The sequence below is a fragment of the [Zimmermannella] faecalis ATCC 13722 genome, from assembly GCF_000381765.1.
Classification (GTDB): Bacteria; Actinomycetota; Actinomycetes; order Actinomycetales; family Microbacteriaceae; genus Gulosibacter; species Gulosibacter faecalis.
The window spans coordinates 1-19,087 of record NZ_KB907075.1; the positions used below are offsets into that span (position 1 = coordinate 1).

The window sequence follows — 19,087 nt, forward strand, 5'->3', positions numbered from 1 at the left end:
GCAGCCGAGTTCGCTGCAGCCTGCGCCGAGGCCTGCGACGCCGCGTTCGGGTCGCTCGACGCATCCGCAGAAGCGGTCGACGAGGCGTCCGCGGTTGCGGCGACCTCAGCAGCAGCCTGAGCCGTAGCGTCCGCCGCAGCCGACGCCACCGAGTCCGCGTCTGCCATCGCGGCAGCCTGCGCCGCCGCCTGGGCAGCTGCGTTCGCGTTCGAATCCGCGTTGGCCGAGGCCGAAGCAGACGCCGAAGCGTTCACGTTCGCGTCCGAAGCCGCAGCAGCATCAGGATCCGCGGCAGCGTCAGGGTCCGCAGCCGCATCCGGGTCCGCAGCAGCATCGGGATCAGCCGCCGCGTCAGGGTCCGCGGCAGCGTCAGGGTCCGCAGCCGCATCCGGGTCCGCAGCAGCGTTCGGATCCGCGGCAGCGTCCGGGTCGGCCGCTGCATCCGGGTCGGCAGCAGCATCGGGATCAGCCGCAGCATCCGGGTCAGCAGCCGCATCAGGGTCCGCCGCCGCATCCGGGTCCGCAGCAGCATCCGGGTCCGTCGTGCCTTCGGCAACGGTCGTGAAGGTCACGGAGTCTTCAGTGTTTCCGTCTTCCGCGTGAGCGACGTGCGTGCCCGGCTCAACACCGGTGAACTGTGCAGTCCAGTTGCCCTCGTCGTCGACGTCGACGGTCTTCGCCGCATCGTCGTTGTCGTCGAGCCACACGAGCACCTCGGTGCCCGGCTCGCCGGTGCCCGTGACGGTCACGTCGGTACCAGTGATCTCCTCGTTGTCGGTTGGCGACACGATCACGACCGGCGCGAGCGCGTCAACAACCTCGAAGTCGACCCGGTCGGCGCTCACCAAATCAGTGGCGAGCACAAGGTAGTCACCAGCAGGGACGTCAGGGAACGCGACCGACCAGTTGCCGTCGTTGTCAGTAGCCTCAACTACGAGTTCCTGCGGTGGCGCCTCCGGCCCTTCTGCAAGGAATACGTGGAGTTCGACGCCAGGCTCAGATGTACCGGTCACGGTCACGTTGCCAGCGGGCAGCTGATCGCCGTCCTCGGGCGTCGAGATCACCACTGCGTTGCGCACCGTGAAGTCGACGGAGTCCTCCGTCGCACCGTCGGTGGCAGTCGCGGTGTACGCCCCCGGCTCGACGTCGGCGAAGTCGACCGACCACGTGCCGTAAGTGTCGACGGTCGCGGTCTGCAGGTCAATGCCGTCACCAAGGTCGACGGTCACGACCGCGCCCGGCTGGCCCGTTCCGGTCACCGTGACGGTGCCCGCGGGGAACGCCTGGCCGTCAGTCGGCGACGTAATCGTCACGGCCGCGTCGGGCGCGGGAACGACGAAGTTCGTCGTGTCCTGCGTCACACCGTCGGTCGCGACCACGTCGTAGTCGCCGGTGACGACGGTGAAGTCGGCACTCCAGGCGCCAGTGATGTCGTCGGCGGTCACGGTCTGGCTAGCGCCACCCGTGAGCGTCACGGTGACGGATGCGCCGGGCTCTGCGGTACCAGTGATGGTCGCGGTGCCCGCTGCAACCTCGGCACCGGGCTCGGGCGAGTCGATGACCACCGGCGCGATGGCCGTCACGGTCACCTCGTCGCTCGAAAGGCCGTCGGTCGCGGTGATCGTGTACTCGCCGGGCGTTGCCAGCTCAACCTCGGTCGACCAGTTGCCGTTGTCATCCGCGAGAGCCGTCACCGACTCGCCGCCGTTGACCGAAACGCTCACCTCGGCGTTCGGCGACGACGTACCCGAGACCGGCACGGTACCGGTCGGCACGGTCGTGCCATCGGCGGGCGCCGTGATCTCGACCGCGTCAACCACCGTGAAGTCGCTCTCGGTCGTCCACTGCGGTTCGTCACCCGTGTAGCGCACGTCGGTCGCAGTCACCGTGTGGGTGCCGGGCGCGACGTTCGGGAACGAAGTCGTCCACTCACCGCTTACGTTCGCGATGACCGTTTCAGTCGTGGCGCCGAGCGTCACGGCGACGGTTGCGCCCGGGTCGGCGGTTCCGGCGACCTCGACAGTGCCCTCCGGCACCGTGCTGCCATCGGCCGGCGTTTCGATCGCAACGCCGTCGGTCACAATGATGTCGACAGTGTCGAGCGTGTGTTCGTCGTTCGCCGTAATCGAGAAGTTGCCAACCGGCACGTCGGTGAAGGTCGTCGTCCAGGTGCCGTCGTCAGCCACGACGGGGTTCTGCGTGACACCGTTCAGCTCCACGTCCAGCGTTACGCCGGGCTCAGCGGTGCCCTCGACCGTGACCGAGCCAGGGGCGAAGAGCTCGCCCTCGCCCGGCGACGTGATCACGACTTCGGCAGCCTCAGCCGGCTCGGCGACAAGGAACGTCACCTGGTCAGCCGGCACGACGCCATCAGTCGCGGTGGCGGTGTGCTGCCCAACCAGAATGTCGTCGAACGTCGCCGACCACGCGCCATCACCGTCCGCTCGGACGGTCGTGGTCTGGCCGTCGAGGGTGACCGTCACGTCGACGTTCGGCGTCGACGTTCCCGAAACCGTGACGCTGCCCCGCTCGAGCTCGGCGCCATCTTCGGGCGCCTCGATGACGACCGGGTCGTGCACGACGATGTTCACCTCGTCGTCGGTGAGCCCGTCGGTCGCCTCGATGGTGTGTTCGCCCGCGGTCACGCCGGCGAAGTTCGTCGCCCAGTTCCCGTCAGGGTCGACCGGCACCGTGTGCGTCGTGCCCTGCAGGGTCACGTCGACCGTCTGGTTCGGCGTACCCGTACCGGTGACGTGCACGGTGCCGGGCGCGAACCGCTCGCCCTCTTCGGGCGAGGTGATCGTGACGTCGGCTGCCTCGGCATCGAGCGCGTGCACGGCCGAGGTTGCGAGCGGCAGCTCGAGGATGGGAGCCCCAGGGAGGAGCGTCACGGCAAGCGCCGTCACGTAGTACTGCGCAGTGCCGCCCTCGAGCGACGTCGTGCTCTGCTTGTTCAGCGTCACCTGCACGAGCTGGTCGAGCACGCCCTCGAGCACGGGGTCGAGCGTCTCGAGCACGGTGTCGACGAGCGCTTCAGTCGTGTCGAGCGCGCCGTCGACGGTCGGGCGCAGGAAGGTTCCGAGTGTGTTCGTCACTCCGGTGACGAGCGGCGTAAGAATCTCGTCGGCGGGAACCGAACCGAGCAGCCGGAGGTTGGTTCCGTTGGTCGAGGGTCCTTCTTCGACGAGGCCGAGGAACTGCGCAATCGACCCCGTAATTTTCACGCTACCGTCGGCAAGCGGAAGGAAAAGTGCGCCGGCTGTGACCTCGACGTTAACCGTGAGGTTGATTCGCTCGAGTAGCCCCACGATCACCTGGTCGACGACGTCCTCGAGCGCCTTGGTCACACCATCTGTGATGAGCTCGATCGAGTCTGCGTCGAGCACCTGAGTGTTCGAGAGCTGTCCGTTGAGCCCGCCCTCCATAAGCTGCTCGAGGTCGATGCGAATCTCGCCCGTGCCGAGGTTGATCGTGACGAGGCCGTCGGCCGAGCCGACCGTGCCTTGCAGGACTTGTTCGTTGACGTACGTGAGCGCGGAATCAATGCCGGTAACGCCCACCGTTGCGTCGTCAACGGCGACCGTTGCCAGGGGGATGCCGAGGAGTCCAAGGTTGATGTTCAGTACCTCGAGCTGTGAGATGAGTGTGCCGAGCGTCCCGTCGGTCGAAAGCAGCCCATCCAGCGTTGTGCCGAGACCATCCACGGTGTCCCCGAGGTCGGTCACAAGACCGCCGACGAGCGGACTCGAAATCACGAGGTCGGCACCGGCGACGACGTACTCGGGCGTCACGGTGCCGTTCGACTTCTCGATCCGCGAGGCGAGCGCGCCGATCTCGAGCGAGGCCTCGTCGATGATTGCGTCGGTGAGGTCCGACACGGTCAGCTGGTCGAGCAGCGACGTGAGGTTCACCCGCGCGGGGTCGCCAGTCGCCTGCTCGGGGCTCACCGCGATCGCACCGTCTTCGGTAATGACACCCGACGAGGCCGTTGCCGTCGTCTCGTCAGCCGCGCTCGCGTAGCTGTGCGCGGCACCGAGCTCGCCGAGGTAGATCAGGCCGCTGCCGTTCGCGTCGGAGATCAGGGGGATGCCGTTCAGCGTGCCGCCGAGGTCGGCCTGGATGATCTCGTTCAGCAGCGCGACGTTCAGCTGGTTGTACTTGGCCCCGTTGCTCGCGGCGGGCGGAAACTGCTGGTGCGCCGACGCGGCCTCAGCGACGTCGGCGCCGATCGCGTTGAGGTTCAGCACCTCGGCGTACGCCTCGGAGTACACCGCGTCGGCCGCCGCGGCGGTCGTCGTGAGCCCGGTCGACGCGAACGCGAGCACTGCGGCGACGCCGGCTGCGAGCCCTCCGAGCCACCGCATCCTGCCCGGTCGCTGTTTCGTCGCGCGCGTTGCTCGCGGCTCTGTTGCTCGCATTTCGGGAGACCTCGAGGGGTCGCTCAAGTTTCGGCGGGGCTCAGCACGCATACGGGTACGTCTCTTTCTGGGGATCCGTCTTTGACCAACAGCAGCAAGTGGCGCACGACACGCGACGTTCGAGTACCCGTCAAGGTCGTACTGGCATCACCAATGAGCGCATGTTTTCAGGCACACCGAGTAGGCCTTGCGGCAATTCGCTTGTGCGTGACTTACATGCGCTTCACAGGAAACGACACCTGACACTCAGCATTATCGAACTCTCAGGAAAGCGCAAGTTCTTTCTCACCCTGCGTCATCCCCCTTGAGCGAATTTTGCGCGCAATCGAAATTGCACACCGATCTGTCAGCGGCGTGCAGCCTTTCCTGGCGCGGCACAGCGGCAGCTCGCCGACCGCACTCGAGACGTCACCCGGGGGTATACGCGAAACACAGAGAGCTGTATTTCCGTTCGAACTAATCGTTTAATTTGCATGCAAACGCGTGGATGTAGCGCGCCAGCAGCCCAGAATCCAGAATTCCCCCACTGGAGACTATCTACAACGACCCGCGCGGAAACATCACTGTTGTCAATGTTGAACACAGGCTGACGGGCGACCGCTTCGAGCGGAAGTTCGAACGCCTAGAGGGCCCGCGACGACGCGAGTGAGGCCGCACCGACTACGCGAGGGAAACCGAGTCGGGGTCGATGCCGAAGGAGTGCCGCAGGGCGCTGCGGGCGGCGTACCAGCCGCTGAGTCCGTGCACGCCGGGGCCGGGCGGGGTCGCCGACGACGCGAGGTAGATGCCCTCGCCGGGGGTGCGCCAGGGGTCGGGGGTGAGGGTGGGGCGGGCAAGTAGCTGTCGCAGCACGACGGCGCCCGACGAGATGTCGCCGCCAACGTAGTTCGCGTTGTACTCGCCGAGCTCGGCGGCGGTGGTGCAGCGGGATGCGCGGATCCGGTCGCGCACGCCCGGCGCGAACCGCTCGAGCTGCGCGATCACCTGCTCGGTGACATCGCGCGTCGACCCGTTCGGCACGTGCGTGTAGCTCCACACTGCGTGCACACCCGGGGCATTCCGGGCCGGGTCGAACTCGGTCGGCTGCGCGAGCAACACGTACGGCCGCTCGGCATGCCGCCCCCGCGCAACCGTGCCCTCGGCGGCCGTGATCTCGGCGCGCGTGCCACCGAGGTGCACGGTGGGCGCCGCGGCAACCCGGGGGTCGCGCCACGGAATCGGTCCATCGAGCACGAGGTCGACCTTCGCGGCGCCGTTCCCAAACCGGAAGCGATCCAACGCCCTCAGATACGAGCCCGGCAGCCCGGTATGCGCAATCCGCGCGAGATCGCGCACCGATGTGTCGAACACCCGCACATCAAATCCAGCGAGCTCCCGCAGGTCGGTGATGCGCCGACCGGTCACGATCGTGCCGCCGTGCGCCACGAGATCCTCGGCGAGCACGCGCGAAATCTCGCCCGACCCGCCAACCGGCACAGGCCATCCGCCCGCGTGCCCCGCAAGCGAGAGCGTGAGCCCGACCGCGGCCGTCGCGAGCGAGGGCATCCGCCCGATCGAGTGGGCGGCGACCCCCGTGAGCATCGCCGGCGCGGCATCGTCGCGGAACGGCGCGTTCCAGAGGCCACTCCCCTGCTGCAGCGCGCGCAAGCCCATCCGCACCGCCGCGAGGGGATCGCGCGGCCACCGGAGCATGCTCCCGCCGAGCGCAAAGTCGAACACCCCATCGGCGCGATCGAGCAGCGGCCGCAGCAGCCGCCCGTACGCGACCCCGTCGACGCCGAGCTCCGCAACGGTCCGCTCGAGGTCGCGATACGCGACGGCGGCATCACGACTATCGAGCGGATGCGCGTACGACGCCTCGGGCACAACGAACTCGACCCGCTCGGCGAGCCGAAACTCGCGGAAGAACCGCGACGCGAACGCCATCGGATGAATCGCCGAGCACACATCGTGCAGCACGCCCGGCTCGACGACCTCGGCCGTGCGGGTGCCGCCGCCGATCGTCGCGGCCGCCTCGAACACCGTCACGGGCACACCCGCCCGCGCGAGCGTCACCGCCGCCGCGAGCCCGTTCGGCCCCGAACCGACGACCGCCGCCGTGCGCGCGCGAGTGCTGCTGCCCATAGTGCTCCGATCGTATGTCAGTCGCCTCGGGTAGCCTCCCGACATGAGCGAGCGCACCGAAGCCACGCCAGCGACCGACGGCGGCCAGGCCCCAGAAAGCCCAGCTACCGACAACCCCGAGAGCATGGCCGACCTCAACTTCGACGCGATCCGCGAGAAGTACGAGGTGACCGAGGCGTTCAGCCCCGAGCTCGAGCGCGAGGCCGCCGACGCCACCGACCGCTTCGCCGACGACCGCCTCGACGCGCGCGACCTCCACCTCGTCACGATCGACCCGCCCGGCTCGAAAGACCTCGACCAGGCCGTTCGCATCGAACGCGGCACCGAGCACGACCGCCACGGCTACACGCTCTACTACGCGATCGCCGACGTCGGCGCCTTCGTCGCGCCCGGCTCGCCCCTCGACGCCGAGGCACGCACCCGCGGCGAGACGAAGTACCTGCCCGACGGGAGCATCCCCCTCTACCCCCGCGCGCTCACCGAACACACCGCGAGCCTCGTCGCAGGCGTTGACCGCCCAGCCGTGCTCTGGCAGATCGAGACCGACGCGAACGGCGTGCTCACCCGCGCACGGGTTCGCCGCGCCCTCGTGCACGTTCGAGAGCGCCTCGACTACCCGTCGCTGCAGTCGACGTTCGACCATGGGCACCTGCTGCCCGAACCCATCGAGGCGCTGCCCGAGTTCGGCGGCGTGCGCGAAGAACGCTCCCGCGAGCGCGGCGCCGTCGAGCTGCAGCTGCCCGAACAAGACCTCGTGCGCATCGACGGCCGCTGGCAGCTTCGCCTCGAGCCCCGCACCCGAATGGACAACTGGAACTCCCACTGCTCCCTCGCAACCGGCATCGCCGCCGCCCGCATCATGCTCGCCGGCGGCACGGGTCTGCTGCGCACCCTGCCGGCGCCCGACGCGGATACGGTGCGCCAGTTCCGGCAGGCGGCGCACGCCCTCGGGGTCGAGACCACCGACGAGCAACTGCCCGGCGAGATTCTCGCGAGCCTCGACCCGACCGACCCGCGAGCCCTCGCCCTCAACTCGGCGGCGACGAAGCTCCTGCGCGGCTCGGGGTACCTCGCCTTCACCCCCGAGACCGACTTCGACCCCGAGCACGATCACGACAAGGCCTGGCACGCCGGCGTCGCGAGCGAGTATGCGCACGCGACCGCGCCCATCCGCCGCCTCGGCGACCGCTTCGTGAGCGAAATCTGCCTCGCGTACGGCGGCGACTGGGTCGCGCTCGACGGCACGGCGCGGGTCACGGGCGAGGTGCCCACCGACATCGTCGCCGCGCTCGACGAGCTGCCGGGACTCCTGCAGAACTCCGGTCGCATCGCTGGCTCGATCGAGAACGAGTGCATCAACCTCGCCGAGGCCGTCGCGCTGCAGGATGCGGTGGGCGAAGAGTTCGACGCCGGCCTCCTGCGCGGCGGCGACGGCGACCACCACGCCGAAGTATTCGTCACCGAACCGCCCGTGATCGCGCAGTGCCGCGGCGACGTGCCCGCTGGCGAGCACGTGCGCGTGCGGCTCGTCGAGGCCGACGTCGCGAAGCGCCGCGTTCGGTTTGAATACCCGGCGTAGCGGCCGGCCGCCTACCTACCTAGCTAGCGCCCGGCCGCGATCCGCTGCGGGAACGCATCCGCGACGCCGCCACCGGCGACCTGGAACTGCGCCACCTCGGGCGCCGGCGCCTGCAGCAGCCCGTGCGCCCGCGCCTCGGCCAGCGCACCGTTGCGGTCGCTCACGCCGAGCTTGCGGTAGATGCTCTTCAGCTGCGTTCGGATCGTGCCGAACGTGACGTGCCGCGCATCCGCGATCTCCTGGTTCTTCAGCCCACGCATAAGCAGCTGCACCACCTCGACCTCGCTGCGGGTGAGGCGCAGCGGCGTCGTCCAGCTGATGTTGCGCACATCGTGGGCCGAGTCACGCAGCACCTCGGCGAGGCCGACCGGCAGCTGCCGCATCGCGAGGAAGCCCTGGAACACCGTCTCGGGCACGAACCGCAGCGCGAAGCGCATGAGGTCGGGCGCCTCGAAGTCGCGCCACGCCTCAGCGAGCACGTCGGCCGCGAGCTCCTCCTTCTCGAGCCGCAGCTGCGACGCGGCGGTGAGCACGCGAGCGATCACGGCGAAGCGCGGCAGGTCGTCGAGCTCGTAATAGTCGCACTCGTCGAGCGCGCGCTGGAACTCCCCGTTCCACTGCGCCCACAGCATGCGGGTGAGGCGGGCGAACACGTTCGGCTGCCCCTCGACGAGCGCGACGATGCGCGAGGCCTCGTCACGGTTGTCGAGGTTCGCGCACGCGGCCACCGCGGCGAGCGCCACGAGCGAGCTCGGCACGCCGTCGCGCCAGTACCCCGCACTGCGGAGCACCACCTGGGTCACGTCGCGCGACGAGAGCCGCTCGTGGTCGACGAACCCGCGAATGAGCACCCGCACCGCGTCGTCGTACGTGTTCGACGGCACGACGAGGGGCCCGTTGCCCATCGACCGCGCAACCTCGAGCGCGGCGCGATCGTTGCCGTCGTCGAGGTAGCGCAGCGCCGGGCAGCCCGCCGCCGGCATGCCGACCAGCGCCTGCGCGCACTCGAGCGACGTCTGCCGCCACACCTGCATCGCCTGGCTCTCACTGCCGTACCGCACGGCCTCGCTCACGAACCGAAGCGAGAGCAGGGGCGCGTCGACCTGGCCGGCCGTCCACGAGAGCAGCGTGTAGTAGCCCGCCGCGCGCGCCCGCGACGAGGGCGAACGATCCTGCGCCGCGACCTCGAGCATCCCCTCGGAAAGCTCCGCCGCGTACTCGAGGTACCGCGCGGTGCGCGACCGCTCGCCGACGACGCTCGACGCGTAGGCGAGCAGCGCCGCCCGCCGAAACTCGTCCTCGACGTTCGACGCAGTCTGCCCGCGCAGCGTCGACAGCGACTGCTCGAGCTGGTCGCGCAGCTCGCGCCGCGTGCTGCCGAGCCCGAGCCGCACCTCTGACTGCAGGAGCCCGAGCGCGGGGTACCGCGGCGTATCCACCCGCACCTCGGCAAGGTAGCGCGCCATCGTGCCGTCGAGCGCAATGAGCAGGCTGTGGTACCGGTCGCCCACGAGCCGCTCGGCGTCGTCGGCACGACCGAGCCGCAGCAGGTAGTGGAGCTGCTGCAGGTTGCCGCCGTGCGCGCGCACGGTTGCAAGCGCCCGCGCGTCGCCCTCGCGCCGCTGCTCAGGGCTCATCTCGGCGTGCAGCTCGGCCCACACCGACGGCTGCCACTCGAGCTGCGCCTCGCCGGTCTCGGCGTTCGTCGTGTGCTCGAACACGGGCAGCATCGCGAGCCGCTCGTACACGGCATCGAGGTCGAGCCCGACATCACCCTCAGCGACGTGCAACCGCAGCTGCCGCGCCGAGAACGCGTAGAGGTCGCGCATCCGCTCGAGCACACGCCAGAGCAGGCTCGGCTCGGCGGTCGCGGTGCGGCGAAACTCGTCGTACGAAACCGGGTCGCTCGCGTGCAGGCTCGACTTCCAGGCCGCGGGAGTGACGTTCGCGGCAAACGCGGTGAGTCGATTCACGACGAGCTCGGCCTGCCCGCGCAGCCCCTCGCCGACGATCGCGTCGACGGCGACCTCGTCGCGCCCCGTCAGGAGCGTCGCGAGACGCTCGACCTCGCCCCTGTCAAACGCGAGCTCGCGCTCGGTGAGCGTCAGCGTTTCGACCTCGCGGGTCACGTCGGCCGACGGGGTATCGACCGTCGAAAGCACGAGCCGCAGCGACTGGTCGGCGACGAGCGCATCGCGAATCTCGGCCCAGAGTTCGTCGTTCGCCGCCGACACGAGCGAGTCGGCGAACACGACGCGGATGCCCTCGGCCGGCGGCTCCTGCGCGAGCAGCGTCGCGAGCTGCCGGCGGGTCACCGCCCGGTGACGTTCGACCTCGGGAAGGTGCTCGGCAAGGTAGTCGTCGCACTGGTGCAGCCACGTCGTGCGGCCCCAGCCTGGAAGGGCGGCGAGCACGGTGAGCTGGGGAAGGTCCTGCCAGATGGCGACGTACCGGTCACGGATGAGGAGGGAGGAGTGGCGCTGCTGCAGCGACTGGTCGCGCGGGGCAACCAACGTGTCATTCCAGCTCTTGGTGTTCAGCATTCAGTTCACATCCTCTTGGTTGCAGCACTGCGGGTTTCGTCAGATGAGCGCGGGCAGGAGGGGAACTGCCACGGGACAACCGGGGATCCGGCGGGAGGTAACAACGCTGAAGGGGATGTCGTTGTACCGGTTCGACGCGTGTGCGTCGGTTGAAGTTGTGACCGCGTCGCTCGCCGAATGGCGTGGCGCGCTCGGTCACCAACTATTGCCGACGGGACGTGGTGAAACGACTCAGGGGCGAAGAATCCCCCCTCGCGCCTCCCCCATCCATCCCCCGCGGTACCCCCACCGGGTGGAACTATGACGCGGAGAGTTCGCCGCTCGGCTCGATGAGCCCACGGCCGCGGGCCTCGGCAAGCGCGCCAGCCCGGTCGTTGACGCCGAGCTTGCGGTAGATGCTCTTCAACTGCGTGCGCACGGTGCCCAGGGTGACGTGGCGGACATCGGCGATCTCTTGGTTCTTCAGCCCGCGGCCGAGCAGGGCGACCACCTCGGCCTCGCTCGGCGAGAGCGCGAGCGTCGATTTCCAGGCGATGTGGCGGCTATCGCCACGCGCGTCGTGGATCGCGGCCGCGAGGCCCGGCGGCAGCTCGTCGGCGAGCGCCGCGATCTCGGCGTACACCTCGGGCGGCACGAAGCGCAGCGAAAACCGGAACAGTCGCGGCGCATCGACCGCCCGCCACGTCTCGAGTAACTGCTCAACGGCAAAGTGCGGCTGCTCGAGCTTCAGCTGCGAGGCCGCGTGCAGCACGTGCGCGAGCACGAAATAGCGGGGCATGCGGTCGAACTCCGGCGGGGCCGGCTCCTGCAACGAGCCGACAAAGTCGCCGTTCCACTGCGCCCAGATGAACCGCGTAAGCCACGCGTATCCGTCTCGCTCCTCGGCCACGAGGGGAATCAGCGCCTCGGCCTCACTCGTGCGCCCCCGGCTCGCGCTCGCGACCATCGCCGCGAACACGACGTTCGTGCTCGGCACCCCATCGTTCCAGAGGTTCACGCTCGCCTCGATCGGATGCGTCACGTCGCGCCCCGAAAGCTCGTGCGGCGCCGCGAGCGCACGCACGAGCAGAATGTGCGCGTCGGCAAGCGAGTGCGACCCGAGCGGGAGCTGGATGTTCCGCACCGGTGAGAGGAAGTCGAGCGCCGAGTGGTCGTCACCCTCTTCGAGAAAGCGGAACGACACGGCGAGGTCAAACACCCCGTCGAGGTTCGGGCTCACGCTGCCCGCGAGCGAGCGCATTCCGAGCAGGTCTTCGAGGCCCTCGATGTAGCGCAGGCGACTCACGTGCCCGCTGTCGGCGGGGTGGCTGAACCGCACGCCGCGTCGAATCGTGCGCAGCCCGCGCGGCACGTCGTCGAGCTGTAGCGAGGCGCGCATGAGCATGCGGTGGTGTTCGGCCGCGCGGGAGCGCTGCATGCGCGGCAGCACGTCGGGGCGGGAGCGCGGCATCGCGTTCGCGAGCTCGTCGGCGTAGTCGAGGTATCGGCGAACGCGGCTGCGGTCGCCGATAATCGACGATGCGAACGCGAGCATCGCGGCGCGCGCGAGCCCCTCTTCGGGCGTCGTAGTGGTGCGGGCGCGCAGTGCGGTGAACGCGACCTCGAGCGCGTCGCGCAGCGTCGACTCCCGCAGCCCCGAGCGCAGGCGCACCTCGGCCTGCAGCACCGCGAGGGCGGGATACGCGGCCGGGTCGACGTCGGCCTCGCCGATCGTCTCAACCGTCACCGGGTCGAGCGACGTCATGAGGTACTGCAGGTTGCTCGAGATCATCTCGTCGGCCTCTTCGAGCCGGCCGAGCAGCAGGAGGTAGTAGAGCTGGGCGACGAGCCCGCCCGAGACCTGCATTGTCGCGAGCGCCCGCTCGAGGTGCTCGTGGCGTTCTTCGGGCGAGGCGTCCCACGCGATCTGCTGCCACGCGGTGTGGTGCCAGAGCAGCACTTCGTCGCCCGACTCGGCGTCGACCGCGAGGCTGAAGAATGGGAAGTTGCGGAATCGCTCGAACACCTCGTGCAGGTTGAGCCCCTCGAGCACTTCGGGGTCGTCGACGTGCGTGCGCAGCTGCCCGACCGAGAACGAGCGCAGCTCCTTCGCCTTCTGCAGCACGAGCCACACCTTGCTCAGCCGCGGCAGCGACACCGAGGGCTGGCGGCGGATGAGGTTGAGCGCGTGTACCTCGGGCGAGCTGTCGGCGTTCGACCAGCCACGCTGCCCGCCCCGCTGCAGGTGCGTGCGCAACCGGCGCGCGATGAGCTCGATCTGGCCGCGCAGGCCGTCGGCGAGCATGACCGCGAGGGCCTCCTGCTCGATGCCCGTCGCGAGCGTCACGAGCTCGCTCACCTCGGCGGGGGTGAAGGCGAGGTCGCGCTCGGTGAACACGCGATAGTCGAGGTCGCCGAGCACACTGTGTAGCGGCACGTCGACGCTCGAGAGCACGAGGCGAATGTTCGGCCGCTCTTCGAGCGCGTCGACGATGTCGCGCCAGAGCACGTCGTCGGCGGCGCTGAGCAGCGCGTCGCCGAACACGACGCGGGGCGTCGTGCTGTCACGGGTGAGCAGCGCCTTCAGCTGCGCGCGCGTGTACGCCCACTCGAGTTCGAGCGAGGGGTCGTGCGCGCGCAGGTATGTGTCGCACTGCTCGATCCAGGTGCTGCGGCCCCAGCCGAGCAGCGTCGAGAGCACCGTGAGCTGTGGCAGTGACCGCCACGTCGAGTCGAACCGGTGCCGCACGAGCTTCGGCACCTCGAAGCGACAATCGGGTTCCCACATTCGTCGACCACGTCCTACAACCGAGCGATCGCCATTACGTCGCCCTTTCGATTGGTTGCGCGTGATTCCGCCCCGCGCACGAGCGGCGAGCCCCTACACTCGCTCCGGCAGGTCCCCACCTGCCGTGGCACTGCCACTATCCCCCACCCCGGGCGGCAAGTCCATGCAATCCGATAATTGTGCCCCCCGGCCGTCACCCCCATCGACTAGCGAACCGGGGCGGTCGAGTCAACATTTGCCGCAAAATCCCAGGTGAGCGTGACTTCTTTGTCAGCTTGGGACTTAATCGGTTGAGTTTATGGATCCCGTGCGCGCCGGGCAAACTCTCATTCTTGCTTCGCGCGCTTCGCGGCCGCCCGCGCATCCGCAAGGCCCATGCGCCACAGTGCGATGCCCGCGACCGCGAGCCCGCCCGCGTAGAGCACCGCCCACCAGGGGAAACCGGGAATGTCGGGGTTCGCGCCCGCCGCCTCGAGGTCGGCGATTGGGGTTGGCGTTACCCGCTCGCCCGTGACGAGGATTCGGTGCGTGTTGATGCCGAGCGGGGTGCAGGTCACCAGGGTGACCAGGTCGTTGTCTGCGACCGCGCGCAGCGAGTCGGTGTCTTCGGGCTCGACGACCTTCGTTTCGATGACCCGGTACGTGAGCACCTCGCCGAACACCTCAATTGTGAAGGTGTCGCCGACGCCGACCTGGTCGAGGTTCGAGAACATCGTCGCGTTCGCGAGCCCGCGGTGCGCCGTGATCACCGAGTGCGTGCCGGTGCCGCCGACCGGCAGGCTCGACCCCTCGAGGTGGCCGGCGCCCTCCATGAGGGTGTCGTCGCTCGTGCCGTGATAGATCGGCATGTCGACGTCAATCTTGTCGATCTTGATGCGCGCCATGAGGCCCGAGTCGTCGGCCCGGAGTATCTGGTCGTACTCGAGCGTGCCGTCGGCGAGCGAGCCGCTGCCCGTCGGCACGTTCGCGTTCGCCTCGAGCTCGACCCCCGAGGTGAGCGCCGCGTTGTACTCGTGCGCCAGCTGCAGCTGCTCGGCGGCGCCCGGCTCGGCGTTGTCGACGATCGCCTCGTAGTCGCGCAGAATGCCCGACTGGTTGTACGACGAAAGCCACTGTGCGGCGGCGGGGTACGTGAGTACCGTGAGGCCGGTGACGGCAATCAGGATGATCGCGACCGTGAGCCAAGTCGGCCGCCAGCGTCGCGTCGCGACCGGCGTATCCGCCAAGTGCCTACCGGCCACGCGATCTCCTGAGTCTCGAGAGGGGTTTGGGTTAAAGGGACATGGGGGTGAAGGGACCTGGGGGAAGGACCTGGGTTGAGGATACGCAGCACGGGCCGGCGAGTGAACACCGGCCCGTGCTGGGGGGTACTACTCGGCCGAGGTCGCCTGGCGACGGCGGGCGAGCACGAGGCCGACCGCGAGCGCGAGGAGCGCGCCGCCGGTCACGGCCATGATGATCTGGCCCTGCGCACCGGTCATCGGCAGTTCAGGAACGCCAGCCTGGCTGTTCTTCACCTTGACGTCCCAGTCGGCGACGTTCGTGGTGCCGGCCTTGACGGTGACCGCGGTGAACGCCGCGTCGCCCTCGGGGAGCACGTACCCAGCGGGGGCCGCGGTCTCCTTGATGACGTAGCAGCGCTGCGCCTGCTCGCCGGTCTCCGTGTCGCTCACGAAGAGGCCGTCGATGCCGGCGACATGGCCGGTCGCGTCAGAGGTGAAGGTCGTCGCGCCCTTGATCGAGATCGCGTTGCCGGTCGGGGTCGCGGCCGAGCAGTCGTCGGCGTAGGGGGTGACAGCGGCGTAGACCTCGAAGGTTGCGCCCTCAAGCGCGGTGGCGGGGTTCTGGTCGTTGATCTTCTGCACGCGCAGGTCGCCCCACTTGGTGACAACCTCGTTCGAGGGGATGCCGTTCGTGCCGTTCTCGTCGAACGGGTCGTTGACGAAGACGGTCGCCGAGTTCGTAATGGTGCCCTCGCCAATCGAGTTCACGGTGCCCTGGAAGGTCGTGACAACGTTCTGGTTCTCGAAGTCGGCTGCGAGCTTCTTGAGACCGTCCGTGGTGAACTCAACGCGGACGCTCTGGCCGTTCGTGATGACCTCGTAGTCGACGTCCACGACGAAGGTAGTGTCGCCGCTCGTCACCGACGCGACGGCGGGCGAGCCGAGGCGGTCATCGAGCTTGTCAGCCACGACAAAGTGCGTGAACTCGCCGTTGTCGGCGACGGTCGGGACCTTGGTGGTCACGGGGAAGTCGATGACCGTGCCGAGGCCGTAGGTCGCGGGGGTCACGACCTCCTTGGTGATGTCGGTCACACCGTTCTTCGGGTACGCGTGCACGTTGTAGATCCAGCCGCCGTTGTCGGGGCGGGGAATCGTGACGATGAACGGGGTCGCGTGGTCGATGACGTTCGACTCGGGGGTCGCGCCGGTCTCGCACACAAGGTACGCGGCGACGTCGAGTTCGCTAATCGTCGCCTGGCCGCCGTTCGCGGTCGTGGCCTCGCCGGCCACCGCGCCCTTCGTGATGCCCGCAGCGTTCGTGCCCGAGCAGTCGGCGTTCGCCGTGAGGTCGGCAAGCTTCTCCCAGTCGGCCTGCTTCGTGAGGTCGAGGCCGTCGAGCTTGAAGGCCGTGAACGTGACGCCGTCGACGCCGGGCGAGGTGATGTTCGAGTCGCCGTTCGGGTTGCCCGCCTGCGCGTCGTCGCCGACCTGGTGCTCGTGCTTGTGGATGACGATCGAGCCAGTCGCGTCGGTGTTGATGTTGCCGTAGTCGGGGGTCTCGGTCGCGTTTGCGGCCGTGCCGCCGAGGAGCGATGCCGCGCCGACCGCAAGCGCCGCCGCAGCCGAGGCTACGAACCGCACGCGGGAGTGTTTCCTGATCATTTCGGTTCCTTTCATGTCTGCGAGGCATCGCAGAGGTGTGGTCGAGTCGCGTCGCGGCTCAAGTCGTGATGGAGAAGTTGTGAAGGGGATACGAGGGTGGGGTACGCGAGTGGGGTGGGGTACGCGAGTGCGGATGCCCGCTAGCTGGTTGCCCGGCGCCGGCGCAGCACGATCGCGATGGCCGCGAGGGCGAGCAGGATTCCGCCGCCGATGAGGAACGCGTCCTGCCCGAGCCCGCCCGTGAGCGGAATCGTGAGGGCATCGGTCTGCGTGTTCGTCACCTTGCCGAGGTCGGCGGTGAGTGCCGTGGCGCCGATCGTGAACGTGAGGGCCTCGTCGCGCTTGAGGTAGCCGACCGGGGCTTTCGTCTCGGTGAGGGTGTAGTCGCCCCACTTCAGTCCGTCGAGCTTGAACTCACCCTTGGCCGGGTTCTTGTCGGGGCCGGTGCACGCGCTCGCGTTGGCCGCCTCACAGTCGGTGATCGCGACGGTCGCGCCATCGGGACCCTTCAGCTCCCACTCCGAGCCACCGAGCAGGTTGCCCTGCTCGTCGGCCTTCTGCCAGGTCGCGGAGCCCGGCAGGTCGGCGTTCGTGAGGGTGCAGGTGACCGCCTTGTTTTCGGGCACGTTGACCTTGTTGTTCGTGACCGTGAGCGCCGTGCCGTCGGCAAGCTTGCATGTGACCGACTTCAGGTCGTAGCCGGGCTTCGCCGTCTCACCGATCGTGTACTCGCCGGGCTTCACCTGATGCGTCTGTTCACTCGCGTAGGTGAGCGTGCTGCCCGATGCGGGCTTCGCTGTGAGCGTCCAGTCGGTCGCGTTGCCGGGTGCGCCGTACTTGAGGTCGAACGCCTTGATGAGCGTGAGCTCGGTCGGCTGCTTCTTGTTCACGTACTCGCACTTGACGGTGTCGCCCGGCTTGACGTTCGGGACCTGCCCGTCTTCGTTGGTGAAGGTCACCGTGCGGGTGCTGCCGCTGAGCGGCGTGATGACGCACTTTCCGCTCACGAAGGAGTATTCAGGCTTCTGCGTCTCGGCGATATTCAGCGTGGTGCTGCCGTTGGTCGAGGCGAAGTTCACCTTCCAGTTGACGGTGCCGTTCGTGCCCGTCGTCTGGCTCGTCGGGGAGGGGTTCTGCGACGATCCGTTCGTCGGAGCGCGGTTCATCGAGATATTCCAGCCCTCACCCGCGGTCGGGTTCTTGCCGTTCTCGTCCTGCACCGTCTTCTTGATCTCGACGTTCGCAACGAGCGGGGTGTTCGTGAACGTGCAGTCAACGGCTGCGCCGGAACGCTGCGGGACCGTCACCGTGCCCGTCGCGCCGTTGCCCGAGGCGAGCACCGTCGAGCCGTCAAAGCACTGCCAGGTGGTCGAGTAGTCGGTCAGTGTGCTGCTCGAACCATCCGCCATAGACTCGGTGATCGTGTAGGTGCGGTTCGCGATTGCCGGGTAGGGGCCGGCCTTTTCGTTCTGAACTCCCGAGGCCGATCCGGTCGTGGTGTCGGAGATAACTTCTGCGTTGTTGTACCGAATTGCAAGTTCAAACTGGTCGGCATTATTGACGCGGCTTCCGACGATGTTCTTGTGCACGGTAAGCGTCGCGGGCGAGTTGCAGCTCGCGAGGTCGCCGCTGCCGCTCGACATCGTCGTCGTCTTCGGATCGACCGGCTGCCAGTCGCCAGGTGTGTAGTGGAACAACGTGTCTGAAGTGCCGAGGTAGGCGGTGCCGTCGCCGTCGAACGCGATGCCATTCACCGATGCCGGTACCGAGTTGCCGCCAAGCTCGATGGTCTTCGAGTTGGACGCAGTAATCACGCCATTGGCCGGATTCGCGAGGTTGTATGCCGACACCACGCTGATTGCGACCTTGCGCGTGTTGTTCTGATGCCAGATCACGTAGAGGTTGCCAGCCGCGTCGAAGGCCATATCGCCGTTGCCAGAGGACGACTGGCCCGTATTGAACGCACCCTTGTAGGTGATCTGACCGGTCGAGACGCTGTACTCCCAGAGCCGGAATGTGGTCGCGGTGAACCCACCGAACAGATAGTTGCCGTTGTTGAGGTTGACTGCACCAGCGATGATGCCGGTGCCGGTGCTGTTCCGGACGACGCTGAATTCCTTCGCGACCACGGTTGACGTTCCAGTCGCTGGGTCGTACTTGACTACGTTGACCCAGGAGTTCGAGTTCGATCCGTTGTTCCGCTGCACGGCAAAGATCGACGAACCGTCCTTGCCGATACCGAGCCCGTTGTAGAACTCTCCGGAACCAAAGTCGACCGACGTATTCGTCGAGCCGTTCGATCCACTCACCGATTGGCGCATGACACCGGATCCAGCATCGAGGCTGTAGACGTATCCGGGCGCGCATGTCGGCACATAGCCCGCCGCCTGCACGCTCATCTGCTGCTGAACGGCGTTCTTCTGCTGTGGGCGCGGCGTGGCGGTCTCAGTGGGGGTCGGCGTGTCGGTCGTCGTTGGGGTGGGGGTAGACGTCGAGTCGTCGGTGGTGGGCTCGGGGGTAGCCGTGGGGGTAGAGGTCGGCGTCGCGCTCGGGGTTGCCGCCGGAGTTTCGGTAGCGGCGGAGGCGAGGCCCATGGGTGCCGCGAGGAGTCCGCCGAAGAGGGTCGCGAACAGCGCCGCACGGAGCATCCGTGCACCGCCCCCACGGCGGTCGACAGCGTGACGTCGCGACATGCTGAACTCCTTCACTCGATCGCGCTCGCCTATGGATGCCCACCAGAACGGTGTGGCGCGATCCCGGCCGCCCGATGC

Annotated in this window: 8 protein-coding genes; 1 reads left to right on the plus strand and 7 read right to left on the minus strand. The window is 68.2% G+C overall.

The features are described 5' to 3' along the window. Nucleotides 1-4,364: choice-of-anchor G family protein (locus tag G328_RS0102775; RefSeq protein WP_019617823.1), on the minus strand; the 4,364-nt coding region annotated here is incomplete at its 3' end. Nucleotides 4,365-5,078: 714 nt separating this feature from the next. Beyond that, the gene (locus tag G328_RS0102780; protein ID WP_019617824.1) at nt 5,079-6,542 is read right to left on the minus strand and encodes a phytoene desaturase family protein; all 1,464 of its coding nucleotides are present in this window, start codon (nt 6,540-6,542) and stop codon (nt 5,079-5,081) included. Nucleotides 6,543-6,585: 43 nt separating this feature from the next. Between G328_RS0102780 and G328_RS0102785 the strand changes: the two genes are divergently transcribed. Then, on the plus strand, nt 6,586-8,121 hold the full coding sequence (locus G328_RS0102785; RefSeq protein ID WP_222828644.1) for an RNB domain-containing ribonuclease: 1,536 nt from the start codon (nt 6,586-6,588) through the stop codon (nt 8,119-8,121). 23 nt (nt 8,122-8,144) lie between these two features. Here the strand turns inward: G328_RS0102785 and G328_RS15640 are convergent, their stop codons facing one another. The 5 genes from G328_RS15640 to G328_RS0102810 form a co-directional block, all read right to left on the minus strand. Further along, a complete protein-coding gene (locus tag G328_RS15640) occupies nt 8,145-10,664 on the minus strand; it encodes a helix-turn-helix transcriptional regulator (RefSeq protein ID WP_019617826.1) in 2,520 nt (839 codons plus the stop codon). A 298-nt stretch (nt 10,665-10,962) separates the two neighbouring features. Further along, nucleotides 10,963-13,431, minus strand: a complete 2,469-nt coding sequence (locus G328_RS15645) for a helix-turn-helix transcriptional regulator (RefSeq protein ID WP_019617827.1) — start codon at nt 13,429-13,431, stop codon at nt 10,963-10,965. Between the two features lie 326 nt (nt 13,432-13,757). Beyond that, the gene (locus G328_RS0102800) at nt 13,758-14,672 is read right to left on the minus strand and encodes a class C sortase (RefSeq protein WP_110463760.1); all 915 of its coding nucleotides are present in this window, start codon (nt 14,670-14,672) and stop codon (nt 13,758-13,760) included. Between the two features lie 129 nt (nt 14,673-14,801). Next, the gene (locus G328_RS0102805) at nt 14,802-16,316 is read right to left on the minus strand and encodes a SpaH/EbpB family LPXTG-anchored major pilin (RefSeq protein WP_040904684.1); all 1,515 of its coding nucleotides are present in this window, start codon (nt 16,314-16,316) and stop codon (nt 14,802-14,804) included. Nucleotides 16,317-16,456: 140 nt separating this feature from the next. Next, complete coding sequence (locus G328_RS0102810) at nt 16,457-19,009, minus strand: SpaA isopeptide-forming pilin-related protein (protein WP_019617830.1); 2,553 nt, start codon at nt 19,007-19,009, stop codon at nt 16,457-16,459. Between the last annotated feature and the right edge of the window lie 78 nt (nt 19,010-19,087).